Annotated in this window: 14 protein-coding genes; 13 read left to right on the forward strand and 1 reads right to left on the reverse strand. The window is 43.3% G+C overall.

Annotated elements, in window-relative coordinates; genetic code table 11:
• The first annotated feature begins 81 nt into the window (after positions 1–81).
• From uvrA to AAEY99_RS00555, 4 genes are all read left to right on the forward strand, one after another.
• Positions 82–2,943, forward strand: a complete 2,862-nt coding sequence (gene uvrA, locus AAEY99_RS00540) for an excinuclease ABC subunit UvrA (protein ID WP_351008511.1) — start codon at positions 82–84, stop codon at positions 2,941–2,943.
• A gap of 50 nt (positions 2,944–2,993) precedes the next feature.
• Complete coding sequence (locus AAEY99_RS00545; RefSeq protein WP_351008514.1) at positions 2,994–3,965, forward strand: M20/M25/M40 family metallo-hydrolase; 972 nt, start codon at positions 2,994–2,996, stop codon at positions 3,963–3,965.
• 254 nt (positions 3,966–4,219) lie between these two features.
• The gene (locus tag AAEY99_RS00550) at positions 4,220–6,112 is read left to right on the forward strand and encodes a DEAD/DEAH box helicase (RefSeq protein ID WP_101084976.1); all 1,893 of its coding nucleotides are present in this window, start codon (positions 4,220–4,222) and stop codon (positions 6,110–6,112) included.
• 193 nt (positions 6,113–6,305) lie between these two features.
• Positions 6,306–6,467, forward strand: coding sequence for a hypothetical protein (locus AAEY99_RS00555; RefSeq protein WP_162024045.1), 162 nt, complete (start codon positions 6,306–6,308; stop codon positions 6,465–6,467).
• Between the two features lie 14 nt (positions 6,468–6,481).
• Here the strand turns inward: AAEY99_RS00555 and AAEY99_RS00560 are convergent, their stop codons facing one another.
• Positions 6,482–7,450 (reverse strand): DMT family transporter, encoded by a 969-nt coding sequence (locus tag AAEY99_RS00560; protein ID WP_351008518.1) that lies wholly within the window; start codon positions 7,448–7,450, stop codon positions 6,482–6,484.
• Between the two features lie 207 nt (positions 7,451–7,657).
• On the opposite strand from AAEY99_RS00560, the gene AAEY99_RS00565 reads away from it, so the two are divergent.
• The 9 genes from AAEY99_RS00565 to AAEY99_RS00605 all read left to right on the forward strand — a co-directional run bounded on the left by AAEY99_RS00565 (position 7,658) and on the right by AAEY99_RS00605 (position 18,688).
• Positions 7,658–8,761, forward strand: a complete 1,104-nt coding sequence (locus tag AAEY99_RS00565; RefSeq protein WP_350998612.1) for a phosphoribosylaminoimidazolesuccinocarboxamide synthase — start codon at positions 7,658–7,660, stop codon at positions 8,759–8,761.
• Between the two features lie 285 nt (positions 8,762–9,046).
• On the forward strand, positions 9,047–9,199 hold the full coding sequence (locus AAEY99_RS00570) for a hypothetical protein (RefSeq protein WP_157822756.1): 153 nt from the start codon (positions 9,047–9,049) through the stop codon (positions 9,197–9,199).
• Between the two features lie 582 nt (positions 9,200–9,781).
• Positions 9,782–11,437: an AMP-binding protein gene (locus tag AAEY99_RS00575; RefSeq protein ID WP_101084973.1), complete on the forward strand. Its 1,656-nt coding sequence runs from the start codon at positions 9,782–9,784 to the stop codon at positions 11,435–11,437.
• Positions 11,438–11,577: 140 nt separating this feature from the next.
• Positions 11,578–12,507, forward strand: a complete 930-nt coding sequence (locus AAEY99_RS00580; RefSeq protein WP_101084972.1) for a calcium/sodium antiporter — start codon at positions 11,578–11,580, stop codon at positions 12,505–12,507.
• A gap of 219 nt (positions 12,508–12,726) precedes the next feature.
• Positions 12,727–13,407, forward strand: a complete 681-nt coding sequence (locus tag AAEY99_RS00585; RefSeq protein WP_162022134.1) for a tetratricopeptide repeat protein — start codon at positions 12,727–12,729, stop codon at positions 13,405–13,407.
• A gap of 77 nt (positions 13,408–13,484) precedes the next feature.
• Complete coding sequence (locus AAEY99_RS00590; RefSeq protein WP_351008522.1) at positions 13,485–14,579, forward strand: sensor histidine kinase; 1,095 nt, start codon at positions 13,485–13,487, stop codon at positions 14,577–14,579.
• The gene (locus AAEY99_RS00595; RefSeq protein WP_162022132.1) at positions 14,576–15,184 is read left to right on the forward strand and encodes a response regulator transcription factor; all 609 of its coding nucleotides are present in this window, start codon (positions 14,576–14,578) and stop codon (positions 15,182–15,184) included. The genes AAEY99_RS00590 and AAEY99_RS00595 overlap by 4 nt, the downstream gene beginning before the upstream one ends.
• Positions 15,185–15,324: 140 nt before the next feature.
• Positions 15,325–17,400: an ATP-dependent DNA helicase RecG gene (gene recG / locus AAEY99_RS00600; RefSeq protein ID WP_351008525.1), complete on the forward strand. Its 2,076-nt coding sequence runs from the start codon at positions 15,325–15,327 to the stop codon at positions 17,398–17,400.
• 400 nt (positions 17,401–17,800) lie between these two features.
• Positions 17,801–18,688: a DUF3014 domain-containing protein gene (locus tag AAEY99_RS00605; RefSeq protein ID WP_351008528.1), complete on the forward strand. Its 888-nt coding sequence runs from the start codon at positions 17,801–17,803 to the stop codon at positions 18,686–18,688.
• Positions 18,689–18,793 lie beyond the last annotated feature (105 nt).

Here is an 18,793-nt window from a genome sequence, read left to right on the forward strand (position 1 = left end):
TCAAAATTGATATGAAGTCCCCCAACAAACTATGCGATACTGATCGCTGTTTTGTTTTACATAAGTCATAGAGTGATATAGATGGATAAAATTGAAATACGCGGTGCCCGAACCCACAATCTTAAGAACATCAATCTAACCATTCCCCGTGACAAACTTATTGTGATAACTGGGTTATCCGGTTCAGGAAAATCATCATTAGCCTTCGATACTTTGTATGCAGAAGGCCAACGTCGTTATGTCGAATCGCTGTCGGCGTATGCGCGTCAATTCTTGAGCTTAATGGAAAAACCCGATGTAGATCATATTGAAGGCCTTAGCCCTGCCATTTCAATTGAACAAAAATCAACCTCGCACAATCCGCGATCGACCGTCGGTACCATTACCGAAATCTATGACTATTTACGCTTGTTGTTTGCACGTGTGGGCGAGCCTCGCTGCCCAACGCATAATCAGCCGCTGTCGGCGCAAACAGTGAGTCAAATGGTGGATAAAGTGTTGGCGATGCCGGCAGACAGCCGTCAAATGCTGCTTGCGCCAGTGGTTAACGACCGTAAAGGTGAGCACGTTAAGTTGCTGGAAAGCTTATCGGCACAAGGCTACATCCGCGCCCGTATTGACGGTGAAGTATGTGACTTAACCGATCCTCCAACATTAGATTTACACATCAAACATACCATTGAAGTGGTTGTCGATCGCTTCAAAGTACGCGAGGACATGAAACAGCGTTTGGCTGAGTCGTTTGAAACCGCTTTAGAATTGTCGGGTGGCATTGCAAAAATTGCCAGTATGGATGATAGCAAAGCCGAAGAACTGATATTTTCAGCTAATTTCGCGTGTTCGCATTGTGGCTATTCGATGGCCGAACTTGAGCCGCGTATTTTCTCGTTTAACAATCCGGCCGGAGCTTGCCAAACTTGTGATGGTTTAGGTGTGCAGCAGTTTTTTGACCCTGAGCGAGTGATTGCTAATGATGAACTCTCATTAGCCGGCGGCGCGATTAGAGGCTGGGATAGACGTAATTTTTACTATTTCCAAATGCTCAGTTCATTAGCTGAACATTATAAGTTTGACGTTGAGAAGCCTTATGCCGAACTAAGCGACAAAGTTAAAAAGATTGTCTTATATGGTTCTGGCAAACAAAATATTGCCTTTAAATACATTAATGACCGCGGCGACGTAGTGATCCGTAATCATCCGTTTGAGGGCATTTTAAATAATATGGATCGCCGTTATCGTGAAACCGAAAGTAACTCGGTACGCGATGAGCTGTCTAAATTTATTAATATGCAGCCTTGTAATAGTTGTGGTGGTTCGCGCTTACGTGAAGAAGCCCGTAACGTATTTATTGGTGAGTTAAACCTACCGCAACTGACCATTTGGTCGATTGGCGAAGCTAAACAATACTTCGACACCGTAGTGTTTGAAGGACAACGCGCGCAAATTGCCGAAAAAATATTAAAAGAGATCAGTCAACGCCTTGGCTTCTTGGTCAATGTGGGGCTTAACTATTTAAGCTTGTCACGCTCAGCCGAAACCTTATCAGGTGGCGAGGCGCAACGTATTCGCTTAGCCAGCCAAATTGGTGCGGGTTTAGTGGGCGTGATGTACGTGCTTGATGAGCCTTCAATAGGCTTGCATCAACGCGATAACGAACGTTTATTACAAACCTTGATCCACCTGCGTGATTTAGGCAATACCGTGATTGTGGTTGAACACGATGAAGATGCGATTCGCTTAGCCGATCACATTATCGATATTGGCCCAGGTGCCGGTGTACATGGCGGTGAAGTGATTTGTGACGGTACGCTAGAAGATATTCTTAACTGTGAAGCGTCGGTTACGGGCCAATATATTTCCGGTAAAAAGCAAATACACATTAGTGACCAGCGCACCCCTATCGATCCGAAAAAGGTGATTCAGTTATTTGGCGCATCGGGTAATAACCTAAGAGATGTTGATTTAACCATTCCAGTTGGATTGTTTACCTGTGTTACTGGCGTATCGGGTTCAGGTAAATCGACACTGATTAACGACACTTTCTTTAAAATTGCCCATCGGATGCTCAATGGCGCTACCGTGGACGAACCTGCGCCTTACAGAAGTATTGAAGGCATGGATCATTGCGACAAAGTAGTCGATATTGATCAAAGCCCTATTGGCCGCACGCCACGCTCGAACCCTGCCACCTATACGGGTATTTTCACCCCAATACGTGAACTGTTTGCTGGCACACAAGAATCGCGCACCCGTGGTTATCAAGTGGGTCGCTTCTCGTTTAACGTCAAGGGCGGTCGTTGTGAAGCCTGCCAAGGTGATGGCTTAATTAAAGTGGAAATGCACTTTTTACCTGATGTTTATGTGCCTTGTGATTCGTGTAAAGGTAAGCGTTATAACCGCGAAACCTTAGAAGTAAAATACAAAGGCAAAAACATTCACGAAGTGCTGCAAATGACGGTTGAAGACGCTCGTGGCTATTTTGATGCGATTCCATCTATTTCTCGTAAATTGCAAACCTTAATGGATGTCGGCTTGTCGTACATTCGCTTAGGGCAAAGCGCGACCACCTTATCTGGCGGTGAAGCTCAGCGCGTTAAACTGGCCAAAGAGCTGTCTAAACGCGATACAGGTAAAACCTTATACATTTTAGATGAACCCACTACAGGGCTTCACTTTGCCGATATTCAACTATTGTTAGAAGTATTGCATCGCTTAAAATCTCATGGCAACACTGTTGTGGTGATTGAGCATAATTTAGATGTGATTAAAACCGCAGACTGGATTATCGATTTAGGCCCTGAAGGTGGTGCTGGCGGCGGCATGATTTTAGCTGCAGGCAGCCCAGAAGAAGTAGCAGAGCACCCAGAGTCTCATACCGCGAGATTCTTAAAGCCGATGTTGGCGTTACACAACAAACGGGTAAAGGCGAAAAAAGCCAAATAACAAGCAGAGATCACATACCAAACCTTAGGTGAATGAGAGGAGATAACATTATGTTTACTACTCAAATTCACCTCAAGGTATTGGCTATGATGTTATTGTGCGGCTTACTCAATGCCTGCAGCCAAATACCTCAGCAATGCTCGTCAGCTATTATCACCACTTGGTCTAGCGCCCATAGCCAAATTACTGAAGATATCACCACACTGAGTTCCACTGAATTTCAAGGCCGCAAGACTGACTCTGAAGGCGCCCGCCTCACTCAAGAGTATTTAATCACACGATTTACAGAGATGGGCTTACAACCCTGGCAGCAAACTTTTGCCGTCCCGTTTAGTTTTCAACATCAATTTTCGACCGTCTCTGGGGTCAATGTTATTGCCACTATTGCGGCAAAAAATAGCTCAAACCGATGGCGAGTGATTACCGCTCATTATGATCACTTAGGTCAAACGGCCAATAAAATGTATCCAGGTGCTGATGATAATGCCTCAGGCATTGCCGGAATGATGGCAATTGCAGCCCAATGGCAGGAAAATCCGCCGTTAGATGATGTTAATTTGATGATTGTGGCAACCGACGCTGAAGAACCAGGCTTATATGGCAGCTATGAATTAGTGACGTTATTGCAGCAATACCCACAGATGGACATTGAGCTAAGTGTAAACTTGGACATGATAGGCCACCCAGATCGTCGTAGAGCAATCTACATGGAAGGGCAAAAAAATCTGTCAAATTTTGAGTCAATCAAACCGTTGTTGATGCAACAGACCCAATTATGTATTCGCACTCATCACACAAATTTATTAAGTGGGCGGATGAAAAAAAATGATTGGCTCAGAGCCTCAGACCACTATCCATTTCATAAAGCGGGCTACTCCTGGGTGTATTTTGGCGTACCACCCCACGCGAAATATCATACGGTCGACGACACAATAGCCACGTTAGACATCGACTTTATTGTGGCGGTTGCTGAAACAGTATATCAAATGCTCAGCATCGATAAGCTGACCAAGGCCCCATAAACAGCCTAATTCACGCCAACAAATGTTCATTTTTCAACCAATTAACAAATCTTAAAAATCAAGAATCAGGCCAATCTTAAACTAGAATAGGCAATTTAATGTTTATTTTCAGTTTTTACGTGGTCAACTAGCATTGTTGCTGCTATAATACGCCCCCTTATCGGCGCGGGAAATCGACACGGGGTTGATTTTCTGTCTGTGAAACTTTAGCACGAGCTTCCGAACTTCGTGCGCATCCACAAGGCTACAACTCAATGTCATCTGAAAGAACTTTCCGCGAACTCGGCCTGTCTGAGTCTTTGTTGCGTTCGCTTGACGAGTTAGGTTATGAAAACCCAACTCCTATTCAAGCTGCTAGTATCGACCCGCTTATGGCTGGTAAAGATATTATCGGTCAAGCACAAACCGGTACCGGTAAAACAGGCGCGTTTGCCCTGCCTTTACTAAACAAAATCGACATGAAAATCAATGCTCCACAGATTTTAGTGTTAGCACCAACCCGCGAATTAGCGGTTCAAGTTGCCGAAGCATTTGGTAGTTATGCCAAATTCATGAAAGGCTTCCACGTACTACCGATTTACGGTGGTCAAAGCATGCAACAACAATTAAACGCCCTTAAGCGTGGACCACAAGTGATTGTTGGTACTCCTGGTCGTGTAATGGATCACATGCGTCGTGGCACATTAAAGCTAGATAATCTAAAAGCCTTAGTATTAGACGAAGCCGATGAAATGCTAAAAATGGGCTTCATCGATGATATCGAATGGGTATTAGAGCACAAGCCTACTGACAGCCAACTTGCATTATTCTCTGCCACTATGCCTGAGCAAATTAAGCGCGTTGCAGCTAAGCACTTAACAAACCCAGTGAACATCAGCATAGCGTCTAGCCAGACAACTGTTGAGTCTATCGACCAACGTTATGTGCAAGTATCACAACACAATAAACTAGAAGCGTTAGTACGTGTTTTAGAAGTTGAAAATACTGAAGGTATTATCATCTTCGTTCGTACCCGTAACAGCTGTGTTGAATTAGCAGAAAAATTAGAAGCCCGTGGTTATGCTTCATCTCCATTACATGGTGACATGAATCAACAAGCACGTGAGCGTGCTGTTGAGCAGCTTAAGCGCGGCAAGTTAGACATTTTAATCGCGACTGACGTTGCGGCACGTGGTCTTGACGTTGAACGTATTGGACACGTAGTAAACTATGATATTCCTTATGATTCAGAAGCCTATGTTCACCGCATCGGTCGTACAGGTCGTGCTGGTCGTACTGGTATGGCAATCCTATTTGTAACCAATCGTGAAATGCGTATGTTACGCACTATCGAACGCGCTACAAACAGCCGTATTTCGCCAATGAAAGTGCCTAGCCCTGAATCAGTTGCAGAGCGTCGTTTATCTCGTTTAGGCGAGCAAATCCAAGAAACCATTAACGGTGACTTAGATTTCATGAAAAACGCTGTAGCTGAATTATGTCAACAACTTGAAGTTGATACCGATTTACTGGCTGCTGCATTGTTACAACAAGTACAGCAAGAGCGTCCACTACAGTTACCAACGATTACCGAACGTCAACGTGATTCACGTGACGAACGTAGTGATCGTGGTAGTGACCGTGGTGATCGCAATAGTAGCAGCGACCGTCCACGTCGTGAACGCAGTGACCGTGGCGAGCGTAGTAGCCGTCCAGCACCAAATAGCTTTGGCGATGCAGAAGGCTTAAAAGATAACCCAGACGTTAAAATGAATCGTTATGTTATCGATGTAGGTCGTGAAAATGGTGTTGGTGTAGGTAACATCGTTGGCGCTATCGCTAACGAAGCAAACATCGATAGCCGTTTCATTGGTCAAATCCAATTGTTTGATCAAGTCACAACCGTTGATTTACCAGACGGAATGCCTAAAGACATCCTTTCGCACCTAAGAAAAGTGCGTGTGTGTGGTCGTCCTTTAAACATTCGTGAAGCGGGTGATGAAGTGTTTGCTGACACGACTCGCGGCGCAGGCGCTCCACGTCGCCCACGTAGTGATCGTGCTCGCAGTGACCGTCCACGTACTGACCGCCCTGCGGGTGATCGTCCGGCTAGTGACCGCCCTGCAAGTGCAGAGCGTCGTCCACGTAAGCCACGTGACAACGGTTAATCATTCAGTTGAATGACACAAAAAATGGAGCCTAAGGGCTCCATTTTTGTTTTCCGCTTTTGGTTAAACCAATTCTTTATAAGCTAAAAATGATAAAACCAATTAACACTAATTAACACTAATTAATTTGGTTACTGCAAGAATGTAGGTAATATTATCATTCTCGAATGAATTAACCCGATAGGTAATCTACATGGATTTTTTACTCGTCGTTGCACAAATATTTGGCTCGCCATTCCTTGACGCTACAAAATCAGCTAAACAAGATAAAACCTTATTGTGGATGATGATAATTGGCGGCACACTATTTAGCGCATTTGGCTTAACGCTCTATTACCTTGCGCAACATAGTTAATGCCTAGCGACTATTTACAATACAGTCCTGAACGCTTTTGCCTGCTTACGCTTTTGATACAAGGGGACAATTTGCACGGCAAACACCGAACACACAATCATAACGATGCCAGCAAATGACAATACATCAATATCGGCACCGGCAAATACCCCGCTCCACCAACCAAGATTGACCACAACTTCTGTCGCAGTAAAACTCAATACCGGTGTTAATGCCAACATGGCACTGACTTGTGCCGTGGGCCAATATTGCATTGCTTGACCAAAACAGCCATACGCAATCAAAGTATTGGCGCCGCAAAAAAGTACTATCCACCATTGATCGAGCGTCATAGCTTCAAACTGTCTAAAGTCACTAAATGGCGCCATAAGCACAATGCCTAATGCGTAAATAAATAACAGTACATTACTGGGTGACAGACGTTGGCTCACCGACTTTTGTAACAAAGCATAGCTGGTCCACGACATCACCGAAAACTGCACAATCATAATCCCAACCAACACTTGATGATCACTTGCTTGATTTAAATCGAGCTGCGGATGGAAAAACATCAGCATGCCCAGTCCAAGCGTGGCAAAACAACTTAACTGAAATGCATTAAAACGCTCTTTGAAAAACAACACCCCACCAAATGCCAAGAAAAAAGGCGCAGTTTGGAAGTTAAGCTGTGCAGTGCCTGGAGCTAGATATCCCAACGAATAAACAAACGACACGTAATTGCACATCAACAGCACGCCAGCGAGCACCAATTTCAACCATACTAATGAAGGTAAACCGACAAATTGACGTAATGCACCTAAGCGCCATTGAATTAACAAGGTCACGACTAACGCCATGACAAACCGAAACCAGGTCAGAGTAACTGGTGTAATGAATCCACCTGATAGCTTTAATGCTATAGGCAAAATACCCCAGAAAAATACTGCTATAGAAACAAATATCAGTCCTAAACGGGCATTCGCGCTTTCTTGTTCACTGTTCACGTTGGTTTATCCATCACATCATTAAGGCGTGAATTCTGCCTGAATAACCCAATAAAGTCTTTATCAAGAAAGGTTAACCTTACCCTTGATTGTTCGCATAACAAAAAAGCCTATTTTAACCCCTCCTTTTATCGTGCAAACGCTTTGAATGCAGGTAAAATAGCCGCCATAAAAACCTATGTACCCTACTACCTAAGGAACACTCGCATGAATCTTGCCGATTCCGTTCTTGCCGTGAACAATGATTTACCTATCCGTACCGACAAGCCTGTCCACAGTGGCAAAGTACGCAGTGTTTACTGGTTAACCGACACAGACAGTCGCCGCTTAATCCGCGACAAAGGTTACGATGTACCTGAAGATACTCCGCTAGCAATTATGGTGATCAGCGACAGGATCTCGGCGTTCGATTGTATTTTTCATGGCGAAGGTAACTTGCAGGGTATTCCAGGTAAAGGCGCTGCACTGAATGCGATTTCAAATCATTGGTTTGGTTTATTCGCCGAAAATGGTTTAGCTGACAGCCACATTCTAGATATTCCGCACCCTTTTGTATGGATAGTGCAAAAAGCCCGCCCAATTAAAGTAGAAGCGATTTGTCGCCAATACATTACCGGTTCAATGTGGCGTGCTTATTCAAAAGGCGAACGGGTATTTTGCGGTATCACCTTGCCAGAAGGGTTAAGCAAAGATCAAAAACTGCCAGAGTTACTGATCACCCCGTCAACCAAAGGTATTTTAACCGGTATCCCGGGCGTGCCTGCGCAAGATGACGTTAACATTAGCCGTAGCGATATTGAAGCTAACTACCAAGCCTTTGGATTTGAAAAACCACAAGATATCGACTTGTATGAAACCTTGCTAAAGCAAGGCTTTAAAGTAATTTCAGATGCGCTAGCAAAGCTTGATCAAGTGTTTGTCGATACTAAGTTTGAGTTTGGCTATGTCAATGACAAAAATGGCCAATCAAAACTGATTTACATGGATGAAGTCGGTACGCCTGACTCATCACGCATTTGGGACGGGGCCGCTTATCGAGAGGGCAAGATTGTTGAAAACTCAAAAGAAGGCTTCCGCCAGTTCTTACTGAATCATTTTGACGATGCCGACATTTTGCTAAACAAAGACAGAATGCCAGAGCGTGAAGCACTTGCTCGTGACAACGACTTACCATTAGACGCGATGATGAATGTATCGCGCACTTATATTGGTGTGGCAGAAAAAGTCACTGGTTCAAGTATTCCATTACCAGCCAACCCAAAAGCGGACATTATTAAAGTGCTACGTGAGCAGTATGATTTAATTGTATAAATTAATTTAACGGTATAATAAATAAGGCGCTAATAGCGCCTTATTTATTATTAGCTGACCACATTAATACCAATAAAAAGAAGATTATCTTCGCCCCAAAATCATCATCAGTGAATAGCTACACGACCATCTGCTAAACACTCAGCGACGGCATCTCCTAGCAATTAATTCTCAGCGATTGAATAGTTTAGCTACAAAAACTGACTTTGCTAACACCCAGAAAATGGATTCGTTCATCGCAGTACAAAATGATCACACCTTGAAATCAGAAAAATCACCTTAACCGTGTTATGTACTATCAGTTTAACTCAACAGGCCATTGCCGCCGAGACAGTGCCTGATGAAAATACTAAAAAAGAAAATATCGAAACAATTGAAGTAAAAGGCAGTGACATTGCTAACTATATCGCTCAATCAGCTAGCGGCGAATCACGTTAAGATTTAGCCATCTCAGAGATTTTCTCAATCTGTTTCAGTTATAACCGATACGCAATTAAAAGACGTCTAGCTGCAAGAGATTATCTCAGCACTTGCAGGATTATCTTTAGCGAAACAAGCCATTTGTTCAGCGGTTACTCTTACGGGCTTTTAGACAGCGTTGATAAACTTTATTTCGGTTTTTCCGGTGGATAATTCACGCGGAGCATTTGGTGTATTGTCAGCTTAATACTAATGACATTGGCTTTTACTGGGCTTTATCAGTACTGGTATCGCCGCAAAAAATAGGTTAAATAGATACAAAATCATCGCTACAAGCATTTAATACTTTAAACAGAAGTGCTCATTCTGATGAAATGTGGCATCAATCAGTTAGTGAATTCAATTTCTGCAACGAATCGTCTATCCGTTTTACTTAGTAGAGTATTTGCTCAATATCTATTGTTTATTCAGTAGATTCTGCTAACGTGTTTATAGTGTTATCTTGCACACATACTGTGCAATTGTTTGCGCCAGCGCACAAAAATGGCCATACTAAATTTATAGAGACCCACAATAACAATAAAGAACATGGAAGCGTCGATGGAAAATTTAATTAAAACTCCTGTTGAGATGTTGTCTCATTGGGTAGATACGCAAGGTGACAAAGTTTACCTTCGCCAGCCGATTGACGGTAAATATGTTGATTTCACATGGCGTGAAGTTCAGCAAAAGATGCAACAAATTGCAGGTTCACTCCGTCATTTAGGTTTAGAACGTGGCGATAAAATTGCTGTGTTGTCGAAAAACTGTGCCGAGTGGTTTATTGTCGATTTAGCATTAATGTACGGTGGTTACATTAGTGTGCCTGTTTATCCAACCGCTAATGCAGAAACTATTCGCTATGTACTTGAACATAGCGGCGCTAAAGCCATTTTTACCGGTAAACTCGATCATTGGGCTGAACAAGAAGCCGCTGTTGGCGGTGAAATTCTCCGTTTAGCCATGCCATATGACACCATGCCAGCACAATATCATTGGGATCACTTGTTAAAGCTGGGTCAGCCGCTCGTTGACGAGCCGTTCCCAACTGCAGATCAAGTCATGACACTGATTTACACCTCAGGTTCAACCGGCAAACCCAAAGGCGCGATTCAAAGCTTTACCAGTTATGGCTGGGCTTGCGAAGCGGTGATTCGTGATTTACAAACCAATACTACTGACCGACTATTATCGTACTTACCGCTAGCACACATTACCGAACGTGTTGCTATTGAAGGCTCGTCATTTTATTCAGGGGCAACGGTTTCTTTTGTAGAAAGCCTCGATTCATTTGTTGATGACATTCAACGCTGTCGCCCAACGGTGTTTTTCTCGGTACCGCGTTTATGGACAGTATTCCAATTAAATATCATCAACAAGATTGGTGAGAAAAAACTCAAAACCTTACTCAAACTGCCCATCATTAGCAGTATTGTTAAGCGTAAAATTAAGAAAGGTTTGGGACTCGACCAATCTCGCTTGAACGGCTCAGGCTCAGCACCCATCCCACCATCATTGATTCAATGGTATTACAGCATTGGCATCGATATTTGTGAAGCGTGGGGAATGACCGAAAACTGTGCTTACTCGATAATTAACTTCCCATTCAACGCCAAGAAGATCGGCACGGTTGGCCGGCCAGTTGAAGGCTGCTTAGTACGTCAAACTGAAGAAGGTGAGTTATTAGTTAAAAGCCCAGGCTTGATGAACGGTTATTACTTACAAGAAGAAGCCACCGCCGCAGCATTTACTGAAGATGGCTTTTTCCACACTGGCGATTTGTGCGAAATTGACGCAGACGGTTACATCGACATTACCGGCCGCGTTAAAGACAATTTCAAAACCTCAAAAGGTAAGTATGTTGCTCCAGTGCCGATTGAACGTAAATTAGCTCAGGACACTCATGTAGATTTAATTTGTGTTATCGGTTCAGGTTTACCACATCCGGTCGCGTTAGTGCAGCTTTCAGAAGGTTCAAAACTTCAGCCTCGCGAAGAAGTAAGAACATCGTTAAAAGAGACTCTCGATGGTGTTAATCCACATTTAGAGTCACACGAACATGTTGATGCCATTATCGTTGTTAATGATGAGTGGACCATTGAGAATGACGTGTTAACTCCGACGTTAAAAATTAAACGTCACGTACTTGAAAAAGCGTTTACCGCCAAAGTAGACGGTGTTCGCGGCGCCAAAGTACGTTGGGAAGACGAGTTGTAATAATCAGCTAACGATTATCTATCTTCAAAAAATACACGCAATATGCGTGTATTTTTTTGACATATTCTGTCAATATACCCGCCATTAACTATGCAGCGTTAACAATATCGTTGTACACCATTTATTAGGCAGAAACTCGAATGTTCATTGCGTTATCCATTATCGGCGGTTTTATTATTTTAACCATTGGCGCTGAAGCACTTGTGCGCGGAGCCAGTGCCGTAGCGCTGCGTTTGGGCATTGCCCCACTTATTATTGGCTTAACCATTGTGGCATTTGGTACCAGCGCCCCTGAATTAGCCGTTAGTGTTAAATCAGCATTAGCAGGTAATCCAGGTATAGCCTTAGGTAATGTCGTCGGCTCCAACATTGTCAACATTGGTTTAATTCTAGCTATCACCGCTCTTATTCGCCCTATTACAGTGCAATCTCAAATGGTGAAGCGCGACATCCCTATCATGATTGCCGCTTCAGTATTAATGTGGTTTTTGCTGCTTGATGGTGAAGTGAGCTTTATCGACGGTGCCATTTTATTCAGCGCGCTTGTTGGCTATTTAGTTTTTAGTTATGTTAGTGCCAAAAATAACCCAGAAGATCTGGATGTTGATGCCAGCCCGCAACACCCTGGCTTATCTATCGCATTAATCATTGTTGGTATCGCGATGTTAGTTGGTGGTGGCATATTATTTGTTGATGGTGCCGTCGATTTAGCCAAACAGTTTGGCATTAGCGAAGTCATCATCGGCTTAACCATTGTGGCTATTGGTACCAGTATGCCAGAGCTTGTCACCTCGGTGATGGCAGCTCTTAAAGGTCAAAGCGACATTGCCATCGGTAATGTTGTTGGATCAAATATTTTCAACGTACTCGGTATTTTAGGCGCAACAGCATTAATCCACCCAGTTTCCGCGGCCGGATTTAACGAAATCGATTTTATCGCCATGCTGATTTTTGCCTTCATGGTATTACCGTTTGCTTGGAGTGGCTTACGTATTGGTCGTCGTGAAGGTAGTGTTCTGTTAGCAGGTTACCTTGGCTACACCAGTTATTTAGTGATGCAAGTGGTTTAAGTTAGCGGAAATATTACTCACAATAAAGACCGAATATTGATTCGGTCTTTTCATAAAAAATGCTGAATATTCACTCATATTTAACAAGCTCTACTGAAAATAAATGACATTTGTCATCTTCAATTGATGACCTTTGTATCTAAGAATATCCTTCGTCTATCGCCATACTACACCTATCCCAACAACATCTTGATTGGGGAAACGTAAATGGAGATAGCCATGAAAACCTTACTACTGATCACCAGCTTAACCTTAGTCAGCCACACTAGCTTTGCTTACATTAGCGATATTGATGCTGCAGCAAATACCATGAACATCACTGAACTAAGTCAATACAGTGAACAGGCTATTGATTATGAAAAAGCCTATGCTGATTATCGCCTAGCCATTACAGCCAACATCATCGGCCAACGTCAACTCGCTACAGATTCATTAAACAATGCCCAGCACACATTAGAATCCCTTTTAGTCCAAGATCCATCTGCAGACCAACAAGCTCTACTTGCTGCGGTATACGGAATGCAAATCTCGTTTGATAATAGCAAAGGTGCCGTATTAGGAATGAAAACAGCGCAATTATTACAACAAGCAAGCGATCTCGAACCTAACAATCCGCGAGTCAGCCTAGTGCGAGCAATTAATGCATTTTATACCCCAAGCGTATTTGGTGGCGGCCTCGATAAGTCACAAACATTAGCAACCCAAGCAATTAGTCAATTTGAGCAGCCTTGTAACGAAATCTGTTGGGGACATGCAGAAGCCTATACTTGGCGCGGACTAGCGAAACAGGAACAAGGCGACTTAAAAGGTGCTTTACAAGATTGGCAAACCGCCACTGAGGTTGACCCTCAGTATGGATGGGCAACATATCTGTTAAACCAACAAACAGTAAAGCAGTAATCGACCAGTTAATTATTACTCGCATAGGTTTTAGTTAGCGCGCAGTTACTCTATGATTAACTGCGCTAGGAGGCACAATGACATCATGTTTATCATCTAATAATGAAAAAAGTTACGAGCAAAGAACCGCTTGGGTTTACCTCATAAACTTAGGTTTTTACTTTATTCCCTTGTATTTCATGGACGGTCAATGGTTAAAGATTACGATTGCGATCGGATTATTAGTGCCCTTTATTATTGGTTATTTCTGGGCTTATAACAGTAGCAAAGAGCAAGCCCTCAAACCCATTGGGTTAATGTTTTTCACAGCAATAGCGTCGTCATTCGTCAGCAGTGGTGCAATATCACTATTCAGTTTTTGCTGCTTCTTTGTTGGTTTTTTCTACTCACTTCGCACTGCAATATTGAGTTTTATCGGACTGAGTATTTTGCTTTTAGTCATCGATATCAGTGTGGGTTACTCAGGCTATTTTTTTACTTTTTATGGTATGGGAATTTGCTTAGGTGTCGGAGTGTTTGGTGTGATTGAACAAAATCGCCAACGAATAAAACGCCAGCAACAACAATCAAAAGATGAAGTCGCCAATTTAGCCACCGCATTAGAGCGCGAACGTATTGGCCGCGATTTACATGATGTTATGGGACATCACTTAGCCGCCATCGCCTTAAAAGCAGAACTGGCAGACAAGCTCATTACCTCAGGTAAAATCGACCAAGCGCAGCTGCAAATTCATCAAGTTAGCGTGATAACTCGAGACTGTTTAAGCCAAATTCGCCACACGGTATCGGGTTATAAACATCAAGGGTTAACCCAAACGTTAAACACCTTAGCCAACACGTTAAGAGATAACGCTATTGCTGTCAGCATAGAAGGCACATTCCCTAAACTCAGTGAACTCATGGAATCGCAAATCAGCTTGCTACTAACTGAGTTGATTAATAACACCATAAAACACAGCCAAGCGACACATTGCACCTTGTGTATTGAAACAAGCCAAGACTGGCTCAAACTCAACTTTATCGAGAATGTGCCGGTTAAAATCATCACCAAAGGCAACGGATTAACAGGCATTCAAGAGCGAGTAAGCTTGCTACATGGCACAATCGACTATCAATTAATTCCCCATTATAAAGTGAGTATCCAATTGCCACTAAGTGAGCCCATTAGATGAAAATTCTATTAGCCGAAGATCAAGCGATGGTAAGAGGTGCCCTCGCCGCGTTGCTCACATTAGCGTGTGATAGCTTAAATGAAATAGAGATTGTCGAAGTCGAAGACGGCGATAAAGCGATGCAACAACTTAAAACAGATTCATTTGACCTGTTGCTCACCGACATTGAAATGCCTGGAAAATCAGGTTTAGAGCTGAGCCAATGGTTACAACAACAGCGCAGCCAGACCAAAGTGATTATTTTGACCACCTTTGGCCGAGCCGGTTATATCAAACGCGCATTAGAATACGGTGTCGGTGGTTTTTTATTAAAAGACGCTCCGTCTGATGACTTAATTAATGCGATTAAACAAGTGATGGCGGGTAAACGGGTTATCGATCCAGAATTAGCTTTTACCGCTATTGGTGAAATAGACCCTCTCAACGACAAAGAAAGACGTGCATTGCGCCTGGCAAGCGAAGGCTTATCAACCAGCGATATTGCCAGTCAGTTGTTTATTGCAGAAGGCACAGTACGAAACTATTTATCGGAAGCAATCAGCAAACTCAATGCCAGTAACCGAATTGATGCTGCCAGAATCGCCAAGCAAAAGGGTTGGTTGTAATTAACGGCTTAATATTGCCTTGTATTCAAAGTCTGCTAAGATACCTTAAACATCTGTATATAATCACAGTGATTCGAGATTGATAGCTTGAAATCGCTATGGTTTTTACATCTTTGATAATCAATTTAGGTGAGCACAATTTGCTACGACTGGATCTTGTTCCGATCACCGACCTTAAAGGCGTTGCTAAAAAGGTTGCGGAAAAACTGGCTAAGTTAGGTATTAAAACAGTACAAGATGTACTGTTTCATTTACCGCTGCGTTATGAAGACCGTACGCAAATCCATCCTATTGCCGCATTACCTCCTGGCAGTTATGGCACCATCGAAGCAGAAATTCAGTCGACTCAAATCATGCAAGGTCGGCGGCGGATGTTAGTGTGTAATGTCCGTGATCACAGCGGAATGATGAGCCTACGTTTTTTTAATTTCTCGATGGCGCAACGTAACGCCATGGAAAATGGTGCCAGCATTCGGGCTTACGGTGAAATACGCCGCGGCAATCATCATAACGAGATTGTTCACCCAGAATATCAAATTATTCATCCTGGTGAATCGGTCACATTAAGCGACACGCTGACGCCTATTTACCCGACAACTGAAGGGGTAAAACAAGCCAGTTGGATAAAGCTAACAGCGCAAGCCTTGGCGATGTTAGACCAGGGTGGATTACCCGAGTTGCTTCCCAGTGGATTACAACCAAACAATATTAGCCTGCGTGATGCACTGCATATTTTGCACCGTCCCCATAGCTCGGTGTCCCCTTTTGAATTAGAACAAGGTCAACATCCAGCACAACAAAGATTAATCCAAGAAGAACTGCTGGCGCATAATCTGAGCATGTTGCAAATACGCCAGCGCAGTAATCAAGATGCCGCGGTGCCAATGCCTGCTACCGGGCAATTGTTAAGTCCTTTTTTAGCGCAACTGCCCTTTAAGCCAACAGGCGCACAACAACGAGTTGTCGCCGAAATCAACCAAGATCTTCAGCATCCAACACCCATGATGCGTTTAGTTCAAGGCGACGTGGGTTCAGGTAAAACCTTAGTGGCAGCACTGGCGGCATTACAAGCAATTGAAAACGGTTACCAAGTGGCCATGATGGCACCTACTGAGTTATTGGCTGAACAGCACGCAGCTAATTTTGCAACTTGGTTTGAACCACTTGGGCTAAAAATCGGCTGGCTGGCGGGTAAACTCAAAGGTAAAGCCAGAACCCAATCCCTTGAAGATATTGCCTCTGGTGCGGCACAAATGGTCATCGGTACTCATGCGATATTTCAACAAGCGGTGGTGTTTAACAAGCTGGCATTGATCATTATTGACGAACAACATCGTTTTGGGGTTCATCAACGCTTAGGATTACGAGAAAAAGGCGTCAGCCAAGGTTTTCATCCACACCAGCTAATCATGACGGCCACTCCGATCCCACGAACTTTAGCCATGACAGCTTATGCAGATTTAGACACCTCAGTAATTGACGAGCTTCCTCCAGGACGCACCCCAGTGACAACCGTTGCGATTGCCGATAGCCGCCGTGAACAAGTGATTGAGCGAGTCAAACAAGCTGCATTACACGATAATCGCCAAGCTTATTGGGTATGTACGTTAATTGAAGAATCTGAGGTGCTTGAATGCCAAGCAGCAGAAGACACCGCAGCTGAACTCACCATTGCACTACCTGAGCTCAAAATTGGCTTAATCCATGGCCGAATGAAAAGTGCTGAAAAGCAGGCGATTATGGCGCAATTTAAAGCGGGTGAGTTGAACTTATTAGTCGCGACTACCGTCATAGAAGTCGGTGTAGATGTAGCCAATGCCAGTTTAATGATTATCGAAAACCCTGAACGATTAGGTCTAGCACAGTTGCACCAGTTAAGAGGCCGAGTAGGCCGAGGTGCTGTTGCTAGCCATTGTGTATTACTTTATAAAGCGCCACTGTCACAAACCGCCACTAAACGTTTAGGTGTGCTGCGCAGCAGTAATGATGGCTTTGTAATTGCTCAAAAAGACTTAGAAATTCGAGGGCCAGGTGAAGTGCTTGGCACCAAACAAACCGGTTTGGCAGATCTTAAAATAGCTGATCTAATACGTGATCAACATTTAATTGCCCCAACCCAAAAATTGGCATCACACGTTTACCAGCAAGTGCCTCAAAACGTAGATGCTATCATTCAACGCTGGATAGGTGATAGACAGCAATATGTCCAAGCTTAAATAGATCTTAATATATTGTTCATTATCATCAGTTATCACTAGACAAGTCTGCTGAATATTGCAGAATGGTATACTAATCGTATTCGTTATCTGGTCGTGCAGCGGGAATTCAAATGGCTGTAATCAGGGCGAAGGTTTGAAAGCATAACCAATTTACGTTGAAAGGCTGCAGCGCAGAGTTAAGTAATTAGAAACCCGTCCTTCGGAAGCGTTTCAAGCATTCAAGTACTGCGTTGCATTAACTTAAAAGGGAACAACCATTCCTATATTAATACGCCTTGAATTGAAAAGCTTGAGACGCTCTGAACGGTTAAGATAACTGATGTGATTGATATTATGCAGTATTTTTCGACTCCACCAAGATATTTATATCGATTAGCAATAACCCCAAGGAATTGAAATGCAAGTTAATGAAGAAGACCGAATTACCCCACAAGCCGCTGAGAAACCAGGGTCTAACATGCTATTAATCGCTATCGCGGTAATCGCCCTGTTAGGCGCGAGCAGTTATTTCTATTTTACCAGTGATGACACTGAAGAATTTGAACCGGTTGTTATCGCTCCAGTTGAGCTGCCAGAGTCAGTTCCAGAGACACCAATAGAACAAACGCCTATTGAAGAACCGCAAAACATTACCACCACAGATGATGTAGTACCCACAGGAGACTCTGAAACATCTACGGAAGCTGTAGTTGCAGAACCACTTCCTGCATTAGCTGAGTCTGATGATTTTGTTGAAGCAAAAACATTAGCTATAGCCAACGGTATGAAAATAGCGCCGATGATCTTGAAAAAAGATATTGCCCGCCAATTTGTGGTGTTTGTTGATAACCTAGCCCAAGGCGATATTGTGCGTAAAGCGAGCCCGTTAAAAGGCCCTGACACGCAATTTACCGTGAGTGAAATAACCAACAAAACATATCTTAATCCAGACGGTTATCATCGCTATGATTTGTATGCTAATTTTATAGCAGGCTTGAGCGATAAAGATTTAGTCGCGACTTACACTGAGTTAAAACCACTATTTGCCGAAGCCTTTACTGAACTCGGTTACAGTGATATTGATTTTGATAAGCGTATGCAACAGGCTTTTAGCATGATTGCTAGCGCGCCCATTATTGAAGACCCTATTGAGTTATCGTCAATCAGTGTTAACTATAAATATGTCGATCCAAACCTTGAAGCATTACCTAATGCTCAAAAATTGTTGATCCGTATGGGGCCAGACAACACGCGAAAAATTAAAGAAGCGGTCAAAAAATTGCAACAAAGCTTTGCGAACAAATAAGCTTTTACATCAAGCGGTAAAGCTATTTTAGTAAGCTATCTGTTATCAGCGCGACGGTTACCGTCGCGCTTTTTTATTTAATGGTCACTTTGTTGAATTAACAAT

It is taken from the genome of Shewanella sp. S1-58-MNA-CIBAN-0166 (assembly GCF_040310085.1).
Taxonomy (GTDB): domain Bacteria; phylum Pseudomonadota; class Gammaproteobacteria; order Enterobacterales; family Shewanellaceae; genus Shewanella.